At 45.1% G+C, this 20285-nt stretch carries 17 protein-coding genes; all 17 read right to left on the bottom strand.

Features of this window, described 5'->3' with window-relative positions; translation table 11 throughout:
• Nucleotides 1–42: 42 nt before the first annotated feature.
• Nucleotides 43–1644 carry a hypothetical protein gene (locus tag G589_RS0109420; protein ID WP_026521958.1) on the bottom strand — a complete coding sequence of 534 codons (1602 nt, stop codon included), beginning with the start codon at nt 1642–1644 and terminating at the stop codon, nt 43–45.
• Between the two features lie 181 nt (nt 1645–1825).
• Nucleotides 1826–3205: a DNA repair protein RadA gene (gene radA / locus G589_RS0109415; protein WP_026521957.1), complete on the bottom strand. Its 1380-nt coding sequence runs from the start codon at nt 3203–3205 to the stop codon at nt 1826–1828.
• Nucleotides 3206–3277: 72 nt separating this feature from the next.
• Nucleotides 3278–3688 carry a hypothetical protein gene (locus tag G589_RS0109410; RefSeq protein ID WP_022767521.1) on the bottom strand — a complete coding sequence of 137 codons (411 nt, stop codon included), beginning with the start codon at nt 3686–3688 and terminating at the stop codon, nt 3278–3280.
• 89 nt (nt 3689–3777) lie between these two features.
• Nucleotides 3778–6354 (bottom strand): ATP-dependent Clp protease ATP-binding subunit, encoded by a 2577-nt coding sequence (locus G589_RS0109405; protein ID WP_026521956.1) that lies wholly within the window; start codon nt 6352–6354, stop codon nt 3778–3780.
• Between the two features lie 16 nt (nt 6355–6370).
• Nucleotides 6371–6754 (bottom strand): GntR family transcriptional regulator, encoded by a 384-nt coding sequence (locus tag G589_RS0109400; RefSeq protein WP_022767523.1) that lies wholly within the window; start codon nt 6752–6754, stop codon nt 6371–6373.
• Between the two features lie 979 nt (nt 6755–7733).
• Nucleotides 7734–9176 carry an SH3 domain-containing protein gene (locus G589_RS21105; protein ID WP_026521955.1) on the bottom strand — a complete coding sequence of 481 codons (1443 nt, stop codon included), beginning with the start codon at nt 9174–9176 and terminating at the stop codon, nt 7734–7736.
• An 82-nt stretch (nt 9177–9258) separates the two neighbouring features.
• The gene (purD, locus tag G589_RS0109390; RefSeq protein ID WP_026521954.1) at nt 9259–10533 is read right to left on the bottom strand and encodes a phosphoribosylamine--glycine ligase; all 1275 of its coding nucleotides are present in this window, start codon (nt 10531–10533) and stop codon (nt 9259–9261) included.
• Nucleotides 10533–11180 (bottom strand): phosphoribosylglycinamide formyltransferase, encoded by a 648-nt coding sequence (gene purN / locus G589_RS0109385; RefSeq protein ID WP_026521953.1) that lies wholly within the window; start codon nt 11178–11180, stop codon nt 10533–10535. Before purN ends, purD begins: the two co-directional genes overlap by 1 nt.
• A 10-nt stretch (nt 11181–11190) precedes the next feature.
• Nucleotides 11191–12216 (bottom strand): phosphoribosylformylglycinamidine cyclo-ligase, encoded by a 1026-nt coding sequence (gene purM / locus G589_RS0109380; protein ID WP_026521952.1) that lies wholly within the window; start codon nt 12214–12216, stop codon nt 11191–11193.
• A gap of 27 nt (nt 12217–12243) precedes the next feature.
• Nucleotides 12244–12744, bottom strand: coding sequence for a 5-(carboxyamino)imidazole ribonucleotide mutase (gene purE, locus G589_RS0109375; RefSeq protein ID WP_022770772.1), 501 nt, complete (start codon nt 12742–12744; stop codon nt 12244–12246).
• A gap of 55 nt (nt 12745–12799) precedes the next feature.
• Nucleotides 12800–13150, bottom strand: a complete 351-nt coding sequence (locus G589_RS0109370; protein ID WP_035771670.1) for a DUF6142 family protein — start codon at nt 13148–13150, stop codon at nt 12800–12802.
• A 1-nt stretch (nt 13151) separates the two neighbouring features.
• Complete coding sequence (locus G589_RS22105) at nt 13152–13304, bottom strand: hypothetical protein (protein WP_022770770.1); 153 nt, start codon at nt 13302–13304, stop codon at nt 13152–13154.
• Between the two features lie 14 nt (nt 13305–13318).
• Nucleotides 13319–13996, bottom strand: coding sequence for an orotate phosphoribosyltransferase (pyrE, locus tag G589_RS0109360; protein ID WP_022770769.1), 678 nt, complete (start codon nt 13994–13996; stop codon nt 13319–13321).
• A gap of 2 nt (nt 13997–13998) precedes the next feature.
• Nucleotides 13999–14928, bottom strand: a complete 930-nt coding sequence (gene pyrF / locus G589_RS0109355; RefSeq protein ID WP_026521951.1) for an orotidine-5'-phosphate decarboxylase — start codon at nt 14926–14928, stop codon at nt 13999–14001.
• A gap of 18 nt (nt 14929–14946) precedes the next feature.
• Complete coding sequence (locus G589_RS0109350; protein ID WP_051192285.1) at nt 14947–15726, bottom strand: response regulator; 780 nt, start codon at nt 15724–15726, stop codon at nt 14947–14949.
• A 25-nt stretch (nt 15727–15751) separates the two neighbouring features.
• Nucleotides 15752–18787 carry a hybrid sensor histidine kinase/response regulator gene (locus tag G589_RS19435; protein ID WP_051192284.1) on the bottom strand — a complete coding sequence of 1012 codons (3036 nt, stop codon included), beginning with the start codon at nt 18785–18787 and terminating at the stop codon, nt 15752–15754.
• A gap of 20 nt (nt 18788–18807) precedes the next feature.
• Nucleotides 18808–20280 carry a 4Fe-4S dicluster domain-containing protein gene (locus G589_RS0109340; RefSeq protein ID WP_026521949.1) on the bottom strand — a complete coding sequence of 491 codons (1473 nt, stop codon included), beginning with the start codon at nt 20278–20280 and terminating at the stop codon, nt 18808–18810.
• Nucleotides 20281–20285: the final 5 nt, after the last annotated feature.

The following is a 20285-nucleotide window of genomic DNA, read 5'->3' as shown; positions in this document are numbered from 1 at the left end:
TCATACATTAATCTTATCGGCTTATTTTATAAAATATTTATACTAATTCGAATGTTTTCCGTTAATTAAAGTTAACGTTGCAAAAGCAAAACCTGCTATCAGTACCAATAATCTGATCTGATAGTCATCGGCAGGATCTGAAGTATCCGCTCTTCTTGCTCCCAGAACTCTTTGCGAAACAGTGCTGCTACCTGCTGCCTGAAGGGAGTCCATCACCACGTTTCCTGTGGTGGCTGTGAGTCCCGAATTCGTTCTTATGACTGAAATGATCGATGCCGTCTCAGAACCTGATGTATTCCCGCTTCCACTAACCGTTGCAGTTTCTCCGGTTCCCGGATCCACCAGTATCAGCTCACCGTTTACCTTTTTAATATTGTAGAGGTCATTAACAGGTTTGCCGTTTTCGTCAACTATTATGACGGTGGTTATCTCGTTAACTGATCTGCCTACACCGGTCTGGCTTCCGTTAATAACTACTTTTTCTATTCTGTGCCCTTCAAGGAGTGATCCCGAGGTAATGGTAAAGCTGTCATCCGTAAGGGTCTGCCCCTGGTTATTCTTAACTGTGGTACCTGCCTCAACTGTAATATCCCTGGCTTTTACATTTACCGTTCCGGTAACCGGAAGGACATTAAACTTGGCGGGAAGAATATTGCCGGCTGAATCCTTGATGATAAAATCAGCAGCACTCCTTAATGGGTGATCATCAGCGTCATAGAAAACAACTTCCTGTGAATCTCCGATATTTGTGACCTTGGCAAAGGCCTTAACAACATTAACCCAAAAGTCCTGACCACAGTACGTAAACTCTGTACCCTGTCCCTCATCTGCATAGGATTTGGTTCCTATAAACTGACCATAACACTCGTAGAGGTATCCGATAATGGGATTGTCGCTCTCTTTGTCTTTTACCACAATCTCAAAACCACCTACGATATGCTCTTTGCCGTCAAAGATGATTTCCTTGCACTCTTCCCCATTTTCAAGAAACAGCGCTCTGATCTCAAGCGTAACATCAGGAATCGGATCGGCTACTTCTATGGGCTTCTCAGGGTCCTTTGGAGCTTCTGTTTCCTGCGGGTCTTTCGGATCCTGTGGATCTTCTGTCTCCTGCGGGTCTTTCGGATCCTGTGGGTCTTCTAATTCCTGCGGATCTTTCGGATCCTCAAGATCTGTATGTTCTTCAATAGTTCTTTCTCTTATTACACCGTCTACATGAATTGTGACGTCGGCATTAGGATAGCCGGTTGTAGCACTTTTGATGACATACCAAACAACGTAGTGTTTAGTCTCATCAAATTCTCCAACCGCACTCCTTATGTCTGCCGCCTGTGGGAGGCTGTTCAGCATCTGTGAAACCTCATTGGATGCTGTAAATCCATCAGACAAAAGAGACTCTTCAGAGCCATCAACTGCATGAGTACTCTCAGAATAAGAAGAAGCCAAAACTGCTCCGTCAACTCTGATAGCAGATGAATACTGGGCTGCAGAATAATTACCGGGTTCTTCCGGTATATCAGCCCCGACTGCTGCACCTCTTATAAAGAAGCACACATCAAGAGCCTCCTTAGTATCCTCCATGATATCTGGCTGGATCAGGTCCTGATCGTTATTTAGTTCTTCAGCTCTGACACTGATTGACATGCTACTGCTCCCCAGCACAGCACAAAAGATCATCAGCGTCATTAGAATGCAAAGTGCATTCCTGACCCGGATTTTCATAACGAATTCAACTCCCAAAATTGATCTATATAAACATACTGAAATATCATAACAAATATTCTATCATATCAGCTATCATATCTGCGTGTTTTTTTGTATGATATCAAAATATCTTCATGGCATCGGATATAGATGAAACACCGATTATCTCTACATCTTTGAAGGTGCTTTTTAGTTTGGATTCAAGAGCTCTGGGCACAATACAGGTCTTAAAACCAAGTTTCCTTGCTTCCGACACTCTGGGCTCCGCCATATTCACCGAGCGCACCTCTCCCGAGAGTCCGACTTCACCGAAAGCGATCACATCTCCGCTTATGGGCTTGTTCTTAAAGCTTGAAATAAGCGCAAGACAGATTCCAAGGTCAAGTGAAGGCTCTGCGATCCTCATACCTCCTGCGAGATTAACATAGGCGTCTGATTCGCCCATCTGAAGGCCTACTCTCTTTTCAAGAACTGCCATTAAGAGATTAACTCTGTTGTAGTCTGTTCCGTTTGCCTGCCTCTTTGGAAATCCGAAATTACTCCTGCAGACAAGGGCCTGAATCTCAATGAGTATCGGTCTTGTTCCTTCTACGGAGCAGGTTACGATTGATCCACTGGCATTTTCAGGTCTTCCATCCAGCATGAACTCTGAAGGATTGGCAACCTCCACAAGGCCCTTCTCCTGCATTTCAAAGACTCCGATCTCGTTGGTGGAGCCAAAACGGTTTTTAACTGCCCTGAGAATCCTGTAGGATGCATGCCTGTCGCCCTCAAAGTAAAGAACAGTATCAACCATGTGCTCAAGAACTCTTGGTCCTGCAACCTGACCTTCCTTGGTCACATGTCCCACGATGAATATTGAAATATTCATGCTCTTGGCGATGCGAAGCAGCACCGAGGTAGACTCCCTGACCTGGGAGACACTTCCCGGAGCTGATGAAACAGCCTCATTGTACATGGTCTGGATTGAATCGATGATAACCACCTTGGGTTTAGCCCTTGTAATAGCTTCCTCAATATTTCCAAGGTTGGTCTCGCACATGAACTTGAGCTTATCTGAGAACTCCCCTATTCTGTTTGCTCTTAGCTTAATCTGGCGAAGAGATTCCTCACCCGAAATATACAAAACGTCTTTGTCATCAGATGAAATATTGCCTGCCACCTGCAAAAGGATAGTTGACTTACCGATTCCCGGATCGCCTCCCACAAGGATAAGTGACCCCTTAACAAGGCCACCTCCGAGGACTCTGTTCAGTTCCCCTATGTGTGTGTCGTACCTCTCCTCGTCATTCATCTCGATGTCCGAAAGAGCCTTTGGAGCCTCGTACGCTCCGGCAGAGCCCGGTGCAGCACTTATCCCCTTAGCCGGCTTTGCAGCAGGCTTAACCGTCTCCTCAACAAATGTATTCCATTCCTTACACCCCGGGCACTGTCCCATCCATTTGGATGACTCATACCCGCAGCTCTGACAGAAAAAAACTGATTTAATCTTTGTTGCCATTTAACCTCCCTTATACCCCTACAATTAAAAAGAGCTTTCCGTTTTCAGGGAAAGCTCTTTGATAATATTTTGTTATTTACAGACCTTGACCTCTACAGGGCCTTCGCCTGACAGTTCCACGCTGATGTTCAGCTTGCCACCAAGATTTGTAGTCATCTTGCCGATGCTGTTTCCGCCAACAGATACACTGTACTCAGTGTTCTCCAAGAGTCCAAGTGTGATCTGCGCATCACTGTCACCCTCTACACTGAACTCCACCCCGTTATCTGTCTCCTTGAAACCTGTGACAGCAGTTCCGGGAACTGACTCATAAACAAAGTTCTCATTACTCTCGAGCTTTGTGATATCCTTGTAGGTCTTTACCTTGAGGATATTACCGTTGTGCTCAAAATTCTCCAGCTTCTTCTTTTCCGGAAGCTTGTAATTGCCAAAGCTTACAGTGCCATCACTTTCAGCTTTGATCAACTGTTCTACGACAGCCATAGTAGTCCTCCTAAGCATGTTGCACTTTTAATAAGTAACCCATATATAAAGTATATCCTACTCCGACACATTATTAAATTAAATTTTTCTTATTTTTTGACCGTCTTTTTTGTCGTCTTTTTGGCCGGCTTTTTCGTGGTCACAGCGCTCTTTGTCTTGGATGCTCCCTTGCTCTTGGTGGTCTTGACGGACACCTTCTTAACAGAGGAACTCTTTCCGTCTTTTCCCACAAAGACAACCTTGTCATCCTTAAGAGTTACCGTAACGTCCATGCCTGCCTTGATGTTGCCCTTAAGAAGTTCTTCGGCCATTGCATCCTCAATGGTGGACTGGATAGCTCTTTTAAGAGGTCTTGCACCCATCTTGGCGTCGGAATGCTTGGTAACCAGATACTTCTTAACTGCAGGTGAGATGGTAAGATTGATATCCATCTGAGCCTTGCATCTCTTGGAGAGATTCTGAGAAAGGAGTGTTACGATATCCATCATCTCTTTCTCTGTAAGGGTATGGAATACCATGATCTCATCAATACGGTTGATGAACTCGGGTTTAAAGAGCTTTTTCACCTCTTCCATGACGCCGTTTTTCATGTCTTCGTAGTCTCTCTTGGCATCAGGTCCTGCGCCAAAGCCGAGCTTCTTGGGATCTACGATCTTCTGAGCTCCCACATTGGAAGTCATGATAAGGATTGTATTCTTAAAGCTTACCTTTCTGCCCTTGGAATCCGTGATATGTCCGTCATCAAGCACCTGAAGAAGGATATTGAAGATATCCGGATGGGCTTTCTCAATCTCATCAAACAGGATTACAGAATACGGATGGCGACGTACCTTCTCAGAGAGCTGGCCTCCGTCATCAAATCCTACATATCCGGGCGGTGATCCGATCATCTTGGATACCGAATGGCCTTCCATGTACTCAGACATATCAACTCTTATAAGAGCATTCTCATCGCCAAACATTGCTTCTGCAAGCGCCTTTGAAAGCTCTGTCTTACCTACACCTGTAGGGCCCAGGAAAAGAAATGATCCAATAGGTCTGTTTGGATCCTGAAGTCCGACTCTTCCTCTTCTTATGGCCTTGGATACTGCCTTTACAGCATCCTCCTGTCCGATAACCCTCTTGTGGAGTACAGACTCAAGCTTAAGAAGCTTCTCAGACTCTTTTTCTGCGATCTTCTTAACAGGGATTCTGGTCCATTCAGCTACAACCTCTGCAATGTCGTTCTCATTAACGATAAATCCTGATGTGAGATTCTTTCTCTTCTCTGCAGCTCTCACCTTCTGAAGTTTATTAAGGAGCTGGTTCTGCTGCTTGTTGTATAATCCGGCATTGGCAAAGTCGCCTGCCTTTAAGGCATTTTCTATGCTGATGTCGAGATCCCTGATTTCCTGCTCTAGGTCTTTTACCTTGGAGGAAACGCCCATGGTGCGCAGTCTTACGGCTGAAGCTGCTTCGTCGATAAGGTCAATTGCCTTATCAGGAAGGTTTCTGTCATTGATATATCTCTCAGAGAGCTCAACGGCGGCTTTGATAGCCTCCGGAGTAATGGTTACTCTGTGATGCTCCTCATATTTGCTGACAATTCCGTTAAGAATTGCAGTAGCTTCTTCCTTGGTGGGCTCATCCACGTTTACCGGCTGGAATCTACGCTCTAAGGCTGCATCCTTCTCAACATACTTGCGGTACTCAGTGATGGTAGTTGCACCAATCATCTGGATCTCGCCTCTTGCAAGAGACGGCTTTAAGATATTGGAAGCATCGATAGCGCCCTCTGCGCCACCGGCACCGATAAGAGTGTGCATCTCATCTACAAAGAGGATGATATTGCCATCATCTGCAACTTCCTTGATGACCTTCTTGATCCTCTCCTCGAACTCACCTCTGTACTTGGAGCCTGCGATCATACCTGAAAGATCCAGGGTTACAAGTCTCTTGTTCTGTACTGTAAGCGGAACATCACCTGAAGCTATTCTCTGGGCAAGTCCCTCTACAACAGCAGTCTTACCTACACCGGGTTCACCGATAAGGCATGGATTGTTCTTGGTTCTTCTTGAGAGGATCTGGATCACTCTCTTGATTTCCCTCTCTCTTCCGATGACGGGATCGAGCTTACCCTCGGTGGCAAGTGCTGTCATGTCTCTGCTGTACTGAGCCAGGATTGATGCCTTCTTGCCGGTCTTCTGTGCAATTGCTTTCTTACCAAGATCCTCTTTTACAATATTGGGATCCTCGCCCATGGCAGCAAGGGTCTCAGCATAAATCTTCTGAGCAGGTACGTTGAGAGTGCTGATAAGTCTTACAGCTACATTCTCTCCCTCTTTGATAAGCGCAAGAAGAATATGCTCTGTTCCCGTCTTGTCTGCATGGAAACGCTCTGCCAGCCTGTGAGCCTCCTCAAGGACCTTCTCAGCTCTTGGTGAGAAGCCGTCCCTGTCAAGGGTCCTGACATTGCTATCGGGAACGATAAGGTCTCTTATCATGTCCATCATCCTGTTCTCATCGATACCGTTGTCGATAAGGATCCTGGATGCCACACATCCATCCTCTAAAATAAGTCCCATGAGGATGTGCTCTGTTCCCACATAATTAAGTTTAAGTGTCCTTGCTGTCTTCTTGGCAAGCTTAAGGACGTCATTGGCCATCGCCGTGAATTTAGATTCCATATATTAATCCTTTCTGTTAAAGGTTTGTGTAAGCCTCGTAATTGTCATAGAGTTCATCTACCAGTGAATGTATATCATCCCTGCCAATTCCCTTACAGATAGCTCTGGCAAGAACTACCGCAAGTTCGCTCCTTGCTTCCTTAAGAGCCTTGAGCTTGTTGATATCAAGGGCAATTATCGCGCCTCTCCTCCTGTCAATCTTCACAAATCCTTCCTGCTGGAGGATAGAGTATGCCTTGTTGACCGTATGCATATTGATGCCTATGGTCTCTGCCAACTGCCTCACACTTGGAAGCTGTTCTCCCTCCCTGAACTGAGACGTGGCAATTCCCAATATGATCTGATTACAGAGCTGAACGTATATCGCCTCATCACTGTTAAAATCAATTTCTATGATCATAAATCGCGCCTCCTTTCTGTGATATGTTTAGTATAACACATATTACAGAATTTTCCTACTGCTTGGAAAGAGTCCTTTGTTGGCGACGCTTTGCTGTTTTGCTGGCGTCGCCAGCCCATGTGCCAGCCTCACATCCCGCCCCGGCTGCGTGGGCATTGTAGCACAAAATATTAGGACTGCAAGGGCTGCCCGAGCTTGTAGGCTCAGCGTACTGTCCCTTGCAGTCCTAATATTTTATGCATCTTGGTCACTAAGCCGGGGCAGCATGTTAGGTTATCGAAGATCTCTAAGTTTTTCATGTCCCGGTGGCAATATCCTGCACTTCTGCCACAGATTTCAGCTAAGTCCTCGCCTTCATCTGCACATTTCTCATGTCCCAAACATAGATATGTGGCTATTTGCCACATACTTCGGCTAACAATAGCCTCTTGTGCAAGCTTTTTTCATGTCCCGGTGGCAATATCCTACGCTTCTGCCACAGATTTCAGCTAAGTACCTATCTCCAGCTGCCTATTTCTCATGTCCCGGACATGGATATGTGGCTATCTGCCACATACTTCGGCTAAAGATACCCCCTTGTGCAAGCTTTTTACCTGTCAATCAGCCAACGCCCTTCCTCCCTGCCATAAAATAAAGCTTGAAAAAAGGTTTTGTGCAAGCTTTTTACCTGTCAATCAGCCAACAAGCCTCCTCCCTGCCATAAATCACGCTTCTCCTCAATCCCCATATCCCAAGCCCCGCTTACAGACCGTAATGTTTATATATGCGCCGAAGTCCAGAGACAGTACGCTGGGCGCTGCCCCTCAAGCGCCCGGGCAGCTCTGGACTTTGGCGTATATATAAACTACAATGCACACACAGCGGGGCTATCAGGATATCAGCTATATCACCGTCTTCCGCCTCAACCGCAAGGCGCAAAAAGACCCTCCGCACCAGCGGAGGGTCTTTCATTTATCAGACAGATCATCTGTCGCAATATTTACTTATCATCATCAAGATCAAGGAACTCAAACTCGAAGTCGTCATCATCGCCGATGAAGTTCTTTGTCTTACGTCTTGGAGCTTCTTCTCTTCTTGGCTCTTCTGCTTCAGGTCTTGAAGGTCTTCTTACGGGACGCTCCTCAGCCTCTTCTCTTGCAGGTCTTCTTACAGGTCTCTCCTCAGCAGTTCTTCTAACCGGGCGCTCCTCGTCATACTCAGCTGCCTGTCTTCTAGGTCTTACAGGACGCTCCTCAACATCCTCTTCTCTTGCAGGTCTTCTTACAGGTCTTGATGCAGCTTCTTCTCTGTTTGGTCTTACTGTTCTCTCTTCAGCTGTAGCTCTTCTTGCAGGTCTGCGCTCTTCCTCGTCATCTTCCTCACGAGCTCTTCTTCTGGAAGACTGTGAATAACGATCGTACTCTTCCTCTTCTTCATCCTCATAGTAGAGAGAATCACGAAGCTTAAGTGCAAGAAGGATAAGTCCTACTACAAGTGCTGCGATAACAACTGCAAGGATGATAAGGATTGTCTTGTAGTTGTTGTTTGTCTTAACGAGCTTGTTAACCTCATCACTGCTCTTAGCTGCATCGATGAGTTCATTTACCTTAACTCTGTAACCTTCAACGTTGTCATAGAGGTACCAAACTGAACCGTTCTCGCCGTCCTCAAGATATACAAGTGAGTAATGTCCGTCACCTGCATCATTTGATGCTGCAGGCTGTGAGCTCTCTTCTGACTGGCCTTCCTCAGTTCCTTCAGGGTTCTCACCCTCTACAGCTTCAGGAGTTTCGCCCTCAGCACCTTCCGGGTTCTCTGCAGGAGCATCAGCATTTACCTCTAAGAGATCGCTTCTGATAAAGCCTGTCTTGTTGCTGCTTCCGAAGGTTACCTGATACCAGGTCTTGTTATCTGAGCCTGTTGCCTCACCGGTAATTGTTACTGTATCGCCTTTTGTAACCTTACCAACTGAGTTGTAAGCTGTTCCAGCGCCCTCACGGACATTTACACTGTCCTGTGTGATGGTTGCAGTCTTTGTATCTGTTGCAGTTACTGTTGTTGCAGGAAGTGAAGCTGCAGCAGCATTGTTCTGTGTAGTATTTGTTGTAGTGGTGGTTGTAGCCTTAGCAGATGAATCACCGGACTTCTTGATAAGGTCGCTTCTTACATAGCCCTTATCAGTCTTGTTTACACGGATCTTGTACCAAACATATCCGGAAGCATCCGTAGCCTCATCGATGATCTCAACTGTGTCGCCCTCTCTAAGGCTTGAAATCTGGGAAGCAGTTGTGCTTGCCTCAGATCTTACCTTAACATTTGAGGTTGCAACTGTTCCTGTAGTCTCTGTGTAGGCAAGTGCCTGAACACCCATTGATACGAACATTGTCGCTGATAATATGGCTGAAAGCCCAAGCGACATAAGTCTCTTTCCTAGTCTTTTCATTTTTTACTCCTCCATTCTTGGTCCTAAGGGGTACCGCTTGCGGTGGATCCCTTAGGACGGTCTGTTGATTTCATAACTTGCTTTACACTATCTCATCAATCGCCTTACCAATGTCATGACGCATGTATTTATTCTCAAAGTCTACCCACTCTGTAGCCTCATACGCCTTCTTACGGGCTTCTGAGAGAGTGTCCCCTTTAGCTGTTATGCCAAGTACTCTACCGCCATTTGTAACAATGCCTTCGGCTGTCTTTTTGGTTCCTGCATGGAAGCAGTAATATCCATCCTTGCCCTTAAAGTTCTCAAGTCCCTTGATGAGCTTGCCCTTCTCGTAGCTAAGTGGATATCCGTCACTTGCAAGTACAACACATACTGCTGCCTTGTCCTCAAACTCAAGGTCAAGGTTTTCCAGTGTTCCGTCTATGCAGGCATTACAAACATCTATTATATCAGTTTTAAGTCTCGGAAGCACTACCTGTGCTTCAGGATCTCCAAATCTTGCGTTATACTCTAAAACCTTAGGTCCATCCTCTGTCAGCATAAGTCCGAAGAAGATAACTCCCTTGAACTCTCTGCCCTCTTTGGCCATGGCTTCAACTGTCCTGCCATAGATATTCTCGCGGCAGAACTTGTCAATTTCATCTGTGTAGAAGGGACTTGGTGAGAAGTTACCCATTCCACCTGTGTTAAGTCCTGTATCTCCATCGCCGGCTCTCTTGTGATCCTGAGCGCTGCTCATGAGTTTATAGGTCTTACCATCCACAAAAGACAGTACAGAAACCTCTCTGCCTGTCATGAATTCTTCGATGACCATGTGATTTCCTGCATCTCCGAATTTCTTATCCTGCATTATCTCTTTAACGCCGGCCTTTGCTTCCTCAAGATCCTGGCAGATGAGAACGCCTTTTCCAAGAGCAAGACCATCGGCCTTAAGAACAATCGGGAACTTGGCACTCTCAAGATATTTAAGAGCATCCTCCGCATTATCAAAGGTCTCATAAGCTGCGGTAGGAATGTTATATTTCTTCATAAGGTCCTTGGAAAAAGCTTTGCTTCCTTCAAGGATAGCTGCATTCTTTCGAGGTCCGAATACTCTGAGTCCCTCTGCCTCAAATGCATCTACAATACCGCCAACCAGCGGATCATCCATTCCGACAATGGTGAGATCGATCTCTTTTTCCTTAGCAAAAGAAGTGAGCTTATCAAATTCCATTGGAGTGATGGGCACACACTCTGCAAGCTCTGCTATTCCGCCGTTACCCGGTGCGCAGTAGATCTTGTCCACCTTGGCCGATCTTGAAACCGCCTCGGCAATTGCATGTTCACGTCCACCTCCGCCAACAATCAAAACTTTCATCAGAAAACTGTCTCCTCTTCATACCCTTCAATAAATACTTTGTTTCCCCTGATCTGAACTTTGTTATTGGCGATCAGATCAATCGCCATGGGAAGTATCTTCCACTCAGCCTGTTCCATGATGCGCTTCTGAAGAACCTCCGGCGTATCGTCCTGTCTGATCATGACAGGCTTCTGCAAAATGATTGGTCCTGTATCTGTACCTTCATCCACAAAGTGAACCGTTGCTCCCGATACTCTTACGCCTCTCTCCAAAGCCTTCTCATGAACCTTAAGGCCATAGTAGCCTGTTCCGCAGAAGGATGGTATCAGTGAAGGATGAATGTTTATGATCCTTCCCTCAAATTCCTTGACAACAATATCCGGAATTACAACAAGGCATCCTGCCAGTACTATCAGGTCAGGAGAAGCATCTTTCAGAATCTGTAAAAGAGCTTTGTTAAAGTCCTCTCTGTTTTCGAATTCCTTAGGGCTCTTGCATACACTTTTTATCCCTGCCTTCTTAGCTCTCTCAAGGGCATAAGCATTTGGGTTGTTGCTGTATACAAGACAAATCTCAGTATTGGTTATGGTTTTATTCTCTATAGCATCGATAATAGCCTGAAGATTAGTACCGCCCCCAGACACCAGAACTGCAATTTTCATCAGCTTCTTCCTCTTAAACCAGCTCTGCGCACTTATCGCCGCTCTCACAGGAGCCTACGATCCATGCCTTCTCTCCGGAAGCTTCAATAGCCTTCAGAGCAGCCTCTGCGTCATTCTTATCAACAGCAAGGACCATTCCAAGTCCCATGTTGAAAGTGTTGTACATCATCTTCTCATCGATTCCGCCCTTCTTCTGCATAAGTGAGAAGATAGGCGGGATATCGTAACTGTCCTTTTTAACAACTGCCTTGATACCATCGGGAAGCATTCTCGGAATATTCTCATAGAATCCGCCGCCTGTGATATGTGAGCAGCCCTTAACCTTAATGCCTGAAGTCTTAAGGGACTTCATCATCTTTACATATATTCTTGTGGGTGTAAGAAGGCACTCGCCAAGTGTCTGTCCAAGTTCATCCACGTAGGTCTCAAGGTTTTCTTTTGTCATGTCAAAGACCTTGCGGACCAGTGAAAATCCGTTTGAGTGAACGCCGCTGCTTGCAACGCCGATAAGTACATCTCCGGCCTTGATGGTGCTGCCGTCGATCATGTCTTTTCTGTCTACAACGCCTACAGTAAATCCTGCTACGTCGTACTCATCCTCCGGCATAAGTCCCGGATGCTCAGCTGTCTCGCCACCGATAAGTGCACACTCAGACTGCTTGCAGCCCTCAGCAACGCCCTTAACGATCGCAGCTATCTTCTCCGGAATGTTTCTTCCGCAGGCAATATAGTCAAGGAAGAATAATGGCTCGCCGCCGGCGCAGGCAACATCGTTTACACACATTGCTACGGCATCAATTCCGATAGTGTCATGTTTGTCCAAAAGAAATGCCAGCTTGATCTTGGTGCCGACACCGTCTGTTCCGGATAAAAGAACCGGATCCTCCATGTCCTTTATAGCAGCCATGGAAAAGGCTCCTGAAAATCCTCCAAGTCCGCCTAAAACCTCGGGCCTGTTTGTCTGTTTAACATAATCCTTGATAAGTTCAACGGACTTGTAGCCCGCTTCAATGTCTACTCCAGCTGATTTGTAATCCAGTGCCATCATTCACTCCTCATATTCAAATTAATAATTTTTGTATCCGACTTCCTGCAGTCTCTTGTCCTTCTCAACTACCGCATCCTTTAAGGAAGCTGAGTAGTCTTTAAGCCTGCCCAAAAGCTCATCATCAGATGTTGCCAGAATCTTAGCAGCAAGCAGTCCTGCATTTGCTCCGCCGTTAATGGCAACGGTTGCAACAGGAATACCCGAAGGCATCTGAACTATGCTGTACAAAGAATCTCTTCCTCCAAGGGAAGTGGTGTGCATAGGTATTCCGATAACAGGCATCGGAAAAATTGCAGCGCACATACCCGGCAGATGAGCTGCCATGCCTGCTCCTGCAATGATAACTTTAAAGCCCTTTTCCTCAGCGGTCTTTGCATACTCAAAGAACTCATCAGGCTCTCTGTGCGCTGAAATAATGCGCATCTCATAAGAAACACCAAGTTTATCAAGAACCTCTGCTGCCTTACTCATTACGGGCATATCTGAATCACTGCCCATTACAATTCCTACTTTTGGCATTGTATCCTCCTATATCTAGTCACACGTATCATACCATAATACTAAATATTGTGCACTACAAAAAGCTCAAAATTAACAAAAAAACAACAAATATGATTGATATCAGATTCAGTATGATTCCCAGATTGGGAAACAGTTTAAAGATATCTCGTTCAAATCTTGACATTATTCCGAGTACAATTCCCACAACAGAAAAAATGGCCGCAACTAAAGCCGCTGCGGCGTATCTGATCTGCGCCTGGCCTCCGTCCCTGTATGTAAATACAACGGCAAAAGCCAGCGCTGTAACCGATATACATCCCAAGATTGCGGACATTACGCCCTTCTCGGGATGTCTGTTATCGGTAAACATATAACGGTCTCTGACCGGTTCAAATTTTTTGATGCGAAACTTAAACTTTTTCATATCAGAAAATGATCTTCTTTCTTGATCCAAGGAGCTTGGCTCCACTGATGATAAGAAGAACTCCTGTTGCAAGTCCTACTGTGATTGAGATAATTCCAAAGGCAATATTAAGAGCCCCTGATCCTCCCAAAACCTTGTATACATGCTCGTCCATAAAAAGCCTCCTGATTATTTAGCGCCGTATTCAGCGTAGTATTCATCAATCTGTTTCTTAATGTCTTTTGTTAAAAGAACTTCTCCATCAATCGGTCTGTTGTAGAGATATTCAACAACATCGGACATGTTAACAATGGCATGAGCGCCAAAACCATATCTTTCCTTGATCTCATCAAGAGCACTCATGTCTGAGTCCTGTCCCTTTTCCTGTCTGTTTAAGGAAACCATAAGACCAACTATATCACAGTCAGCCTGAGCCTGGATGATGGGAACTGTCTCTTCGATGGACTTACCTGATGTTGTAACATCCTCGATGATCAGGACTCTGTCGCCGTCACGAAGTTTTGATCCAAGAAGGATACCCTTATCGCCGTGGTCCTTGATCTCTTTTCTGTTAGAACAGTATCTGATCTCTCTTCCGTAGAGCTCGCTGATAGCAACACTTGTAGCTACAGCAAGAGGAATTCCCTTATATGCAGGTCCGAACAGTACATCAAACTCAAGACCATAGGTGTCATGGATTGCTCTTGCATAGTACTCGCCAAGCTTACGAAGCTGAGCGCCTGTTACATATGCTCCGGCATTCATGAAAAATGGTGACTTTCTTCCGCTCTTAAGTGTAAAATCCCCAAACTTAAGGACATTGCTGTCCACCATAAACTCGATAAATTCTTCCTTGTACCTCTCCATAACTATACTCTCCTTTGTAATGCGTCTTCAATGTCTTTTTTCATATCAAGAGCAGCTGCTCTTGCAGCTTCTCCAACTCTTCCGTCAGAGAACTCTTTGTAAGAATCGCTCTTCCAAGCGGCGATTATACCTCTTGAGGAGTTAACGATTGCTCCAAGTCCGTCCTTGTTAAAGAAATGAACAAGGTCTTTTCCCTTACCGCCCTGTGCACCATAGCCGGGAACCAGAATATAGGCATGTGGCATAATGTCTCTTAGTATCTTGCCCATTTCGGGGTATGTAGCACCAACCACTGCGCCGACGTTGCTGTAGGAGCCGTCCATGGACTCAAGGCCCCACTTCTCAACCTGTTCGCCGACTATCTCATAGAGTGGTCTTCCATCTATAAGTCTGTCCTGGAATTCTCCGCTGGATGGATTGGAAGTCTTGACCAGCACAAAGATTCCCTTGTCCGCAGTGTTGCATACATCTATAAAAGGCTTAACGCCGTCTGTTCCAAGATAGGGGTTTACTGTGGCGAAATCTGCATCAAAGCCACTGAAGGTAGAATCCCCGATTTTTACTCCTCCCAGATGTGCCTGTGCGTATGAAAGTGAGGTTGAACCGATGTCTCCTCTCTTTACATCCGCAATTACCACAAGTCCCTTTTCCTTGCAGTAATCAACGGTTTTCTTGTAGGTTATAAGTCCCGGAATTCCCAGTTCCTCGTACATGGCTATCTGGGGCTTGACTGCCGGAACAATATCATAAATATTGTCTACGATCTCCTTATTATACTGCCAGAAGGCTTCTGCTGCGCCTTCAAGATTTTTCCCTTTTTCTTCAAAGCATTTGTCCTTTATCCTGTCGGGGATAAAATCGAGTTTTGGATCCAGCCCCACCACAATCGGGGCGTTTGTCTTTTGAATCTTGTCAATAAGTTTGGAGACCATGAAAATTTACCTTTTCCCTTAATTATATTTTTGCCTGTTTTCCAGGACTGTAAAGAAGTCATCGATTGAGCTGATGAGCTTATCTTTCGGCATGGATTTTAAAAGATATTTGGCAGGCTTAAGGCTTATAACTTTCATTACGCTTTCCTTGTCATCCTTGGCTGTAAGGAAGATAACCGGGGTATCCTTGATAGCGGGCATCTCTCTTATCGACTTTAAAACCTCCGGGCCGTTCATGACGGGCATCTCATAGTCTAAAAGGACCAGATCCACCGGAGTCTGCGCAAGGAAGGAAAGTGCAATCTTACCTGAAGTTGCCATATAAACGTGATACTTAACAGAGAGCCATGTCTTCATCATTCTAAGCATAGCGCCGTCGTCATCGACGATGAGGACTTTTTTCCTCTGGCTCTCATCAAGAGCGCTGTAGTCAAATACTACATTCAGATTCTGAGCAAGAAGCTTGACGTCAAGAGGCCTTTGGTAAGTCTCCTGAATCTTCTCCTTTGGAATGATGGATGATGCAAACTGAAGCTCCTCCTGATTGCCAATGAGATAGAGCATGAAACGGTCGGAATCTATTGCCACATTGAGGTAATTTAAAAACTCGGCCTTCTCAACTCTAAAGTCGCCCAGATAGAGAATATATACCTTAGGTTTATCTTCCATTGCCGCAATAACCTTGTCATCAGGCAATACAAAGTCTACCTGGAAGTCCTCTTTCTCAAGTCCAACCATGATAGCATTAACCATGAAGCTCTTTACTGTTCCTATAAGCAGTACTCTCTTATCCATCATCAAGTGCCTCTCACTTATATTTACTCTACAATATATTTAAAAGTCCATCTCTGTCAACTGCTGCCAGAAGTCTTTTTACATCGTGATACTTGTCCTTATAATCCTCCGGAATAGCGTATCCATCAAGCATTTGCATGATATCGTCCGCACTGTCGAAATATGAAGCCGATACAAATTCTTTTATTGAAGCAAAGGCTCCCTCAAGGTCTTCTATGCCAATTTCCGGCTTTTGCTCATCATCCTCCACAAAAAGAGGTTCAAATCTTTTTATATAGCTTCTGTACAAAGAAAGAAGTTCCGGCGTCAGAGCATTTATTTCATCAAGATTCTCACTGTTTCCGCAACTCTCCAGATATTCAGCTTTCTCTGAAAGGTCAAGCGCACCGATGGCTCTTGCAGAACTCTTTAATCCATGAACATAAATGGTATAGTTCTTTATGTCTTTTTCCGTAAAGTACCTCTCAATAGCACCTGCTCTCTCGTCGATGGCCAGCCAGAAATCCTTCATTACATCTTTGGCAAGAGCCGCAGAACCGCACCTTTCAATGGCTGCATTGATATCAATACCGGTGATCTTTAAAAGATCCTGGAAAGCGCCTTTATCTTCTTCATCTATCTCTGCATCTGCTGCCTCAAATTCCTTATCCGTAGACATTGTAACCAGGTCTTTTGGCAGATAATTTAAGATCATCTCCTCGAGCTTGGCAGGATCGACAGGCTTAGACATATAATTTGCAAAGCCTTCGCTCAAGTACATTTCTCTTGATCCCGAAATAGCATTGGCCGTAAGCGCCACCACAGGTGTATCCTTGTTCAGATTGTCCTCCATCTCGCCCATTGCATGGAAGGTCTGAATTCCGTCCATTTCAGGCATTCTGTGATCAAGGAAAATAACATTGTATTTATTCTGCCGAACGAGTTCCAACGCCTCCATTCCACTGGTTGCCGTATCTACCTGCATCAGCGTCTGCTTCAAAAGACCTTTTATTACCGTAAGGTTCGTTCTGGTATCATCAACCACAAGTATCCTTGCATTTTCAGCATGGAAGCTCTCCTGATATCGTCCTGCCTCTTTTGAAGCATCTCCGGCTCTCTTTGCAAAGTCACCTACAGGTTCCCATTCCACTACGCGCTGTTTTATTGCAAAAGAGAATTCGCTGCCCTCACCGTATTTACTGGCAACTTCAAGCTTTGAATTCATCATTTCCAGAAGGCTCACGACAATGTTTATTCCAAGGCCGCTGCCCTCAATTGTCCTGTTCTTTCTGGTATCAATTCTCTCAAATGCAGAAGTGAGTTTACCCATATCCTCATCTTTTATGCCAATTCCGGTATCGCGAACTCTGACCTTAAGGAGGATATCTTCTACGTCATTAAATTCAGGATTCTCCGGCTCGACCTCCTCATAGTCAACATCTATCAGTACCGATCCGACTTCAGTGTATTTAACAGCATTTGTGACAATGTTGATGATACATTGTTTTATCCTTATCTCGTCGCCAAAAAGAATATGAGGAATATTCTCATTTACGTGGATATTCAGCTCAAGATTCTTTTCCTTGGCCCTTACATCCGACATGTTATAAACGTCATTTAGTAAGGATGAAAGCTCATACTCCACAGGTATGATCTCCATCTTGCCGGCCTCGATCTTGGAAAAGTCAAGGATATCATTGATAAGTGCCAAAAGAGTTTTGCCGGACCCCTGGATATCCCTGGCATAGCCCAGTATATTCTCATCCGTCGATTCACGAAGGATCATCTCATCAAAGCCAAGAACAGCATTGATAGGGGTTCTGATCTCATGGGATACACTTGATAAGAACCTTGATTTGGCTTCGCTTGCAGACTTTGCTATCTGAAGCTGATCCTCGATATTCTGCCTTGTCTTTACAAGTTCAATGTATTCCACAAGCCTGTACACCGTAAGGTCGGCGGTGTGATAAAGATCCTCTATTTCGTCCTTGGTTGTAACTTCAAGATTATGGATTCCGGCAACGGCCTCATTCAGATCGCTATCATTTGAATTGTAGATATTTGACATGGCCTTGGACAGCCTTCTTATGGGTTTTGCAATTCTCCACTGGGCATATCTGTTTAAAAAGGTAGCCAGGGGAATTACAACAACGGAAATAAGCATAGCCAGCTGAACACTGAATCTGTAATCGAACTTTCGCTGTCCGCTGACCTGCTCTGCAAAGACATCTCTCTCCGATCTGAACTCTCTTTCCATCTGCCTGCTGACAACTGCCTCTATTCTGTTGGCACTGCCTAACTCCGCAAGCGAAACCTCACTGACAAAAGGATGCGCATCGTCCTCGTATTTTATTATGGGAAGAATTGTGTTTGAAGCCAGCTCTGCCGCAATGCCGATGAGCAAAGCTTCAAATATAATGATATTCATAACGATAAGACCGATCCTGGATCTGCCCTCAACGGTATATCTGTCATCCTCGGATAAAACAGAAGGATCCACATAGTACTTACCGTTACCAAAAAGAATTTTGATTCTGTCCGGAAGTTTTTTAAAGATAAAAAAGACAATAAAGCATGCCAAAAGACTTCCGGGCATCTCATTAAGAAAGAAAAACAGTTGCTGCTTAAGACTTAAGGCAGCCACTCCCTCATTGCTCAAAAATATGAGGATAATGCCCCAGAAATTGCCTGCCAAAATCTGCAGGAACACCGATGCTAAAAGAACTTTTTGCCACTTACCAAAGAATCTTTTTCTCGCCAGTATATCAACTACACAAACAACAAGAAGGTAAATAAATGTCATATAGGAAAAAGAACTGCTGGCATAAGATCTGTGAAGGAAAACTAAAAGGACGCATATGACCCCCGGTATATTACCGCCAACGGCGGTAATAATAACCAGTGGGATGTATCTGATGGCATACGAAAGCCCCGCAGTTAAGAAGCCTGAATTCTCAACATAAAATACCTTCTCATTGTACTTAATGATGTAGAACGCAGTGACCAAAACCATCAGCGCAGTTATGATCCATTTCTTGACCTGTCTCGGATTTTTGGGTCGTTTGAACAATCCATCAATTTCCATATATGGCGCCCTCTTGTGTATTACATATGACCATCTCTGTGCATTGAAAACTTGTCCATTGGATAATTCTTAAGGTTCTCAAGAACTTTTCTGTCATCCGCCTTCGCAAGAAGTGCTTCTCTTGGCTTATTGATATCGCTGATATTCTTGTGTCTTGAAGGACCGCCTACGCAGCCTCCGGGACAAACCATACCCTCGATGAAGTCCTCAGGGAGCTTGCCAACCTTAAGCAGAGTAAGTGCCTTTTTACACTCAGCTCCGCCGGCTGCTCTGTGAAGCTTGATACCTTCAGTATCTTCGCCTCTCTCGTGCATACACTCGATAACTGCGTTTGCAACTCCGCCGCTGGCTGCAAATCTCTTACCCCAGATTGAAGACTCCTGATAGTTCTCGGGAACGGGCTCAAACTTGGTATCCTTTGATCTCATTAACGCTCTGAGTTCGCCGTAGGTTACAACGTAATCTGCATTATCCGGAACTGACTTATCCTGAGCCTCAGACTTCTTGGCAATGCATGGTCCGATAAATACGGTAACACATCCGGGTCTTGTAGCCTTTAAGTATCTTGAAATAGCGCACATGGGAGATACTGTTGATGACATGTTCTCCTTGTACTGCTCAGGGAAATGCTTCTTTAACATGTTGATGAAAGCAGGACAGCAGGAAGTTGTCATCTTTCTGCCCTCTTTGTATGCCTCTGACCACTCGGCTGACTCGTAAGCAGCAGTCATATCACCGCCAAGACCTACCTCTACCATATCAGCAAATCCGATCTTCTTAAGGCCTTCTCTGATGGAGCCCATGGTGATCTCCTCACCAAACTGTCCCTCGGTTGCAGGTGCGCACATAGCGATAACTTCCTTGCCTGCCTTGATCTCTTTTATGATATCAACCAGGAAGGTCTTACTTCCGATAGCTGCGAAAGGACAGCTGTGGATACAATGTCCACACTGTATGCACTTATCCTCATCGATCTTGCAGTAGCCATACTCGTCGTAGGTGATAGCGCCAACAGGACAAGCCTTCTTACAAGGTCTTTCAAGATGTACGATGGCATTATAAGGACACGCATTTGCGCACATTCCGCACTCTTTACATTTTGCAGGATCAATATGCATGTGAGTATCACCGGGTGTTATTGCCCCGAACTTACAGGAACTGATACATGCCTTACCCATACAGAATCTGCAGTTATCAGTTACCGAATAAGCAGCAATCGGACACTCGTCACAAGCAGGATCAATAACCTGTACTATGTTCTCGGAATCAGGATTGTAGCTGGGAGCCTTGGCATTTGCCAGATTGATCCTCTGCCTTACGATCTCCCTCTCCTTATAAACGCAGCAGCGATACTCGGGCTTAGGTCCCGGTATCATCTTAAGAACAAGCTGCTCAATGTGCTCCTGATCGTTTTCACCATTCCACTCAAGTCTGCACACTTCCTCCATGATCTTGTGCTTGAAGCTGTTCATACTCGCATCATTTGTTACCATAAAAA

It is taken from the genome of Butyrivibrio sp. VCB2001 (genome assembly GCF_000423965.1).
Lineage (GTDB): Bacteria > Bacillota > Clostridia > Lachnospirales > Lachnospiraceae > Butyrivibrio.
The sequence above is the reverse complement of the archived record's forward strand: the minus strand, read 5'-3'. Positions and strand labels throughout refer to the sequence as shown.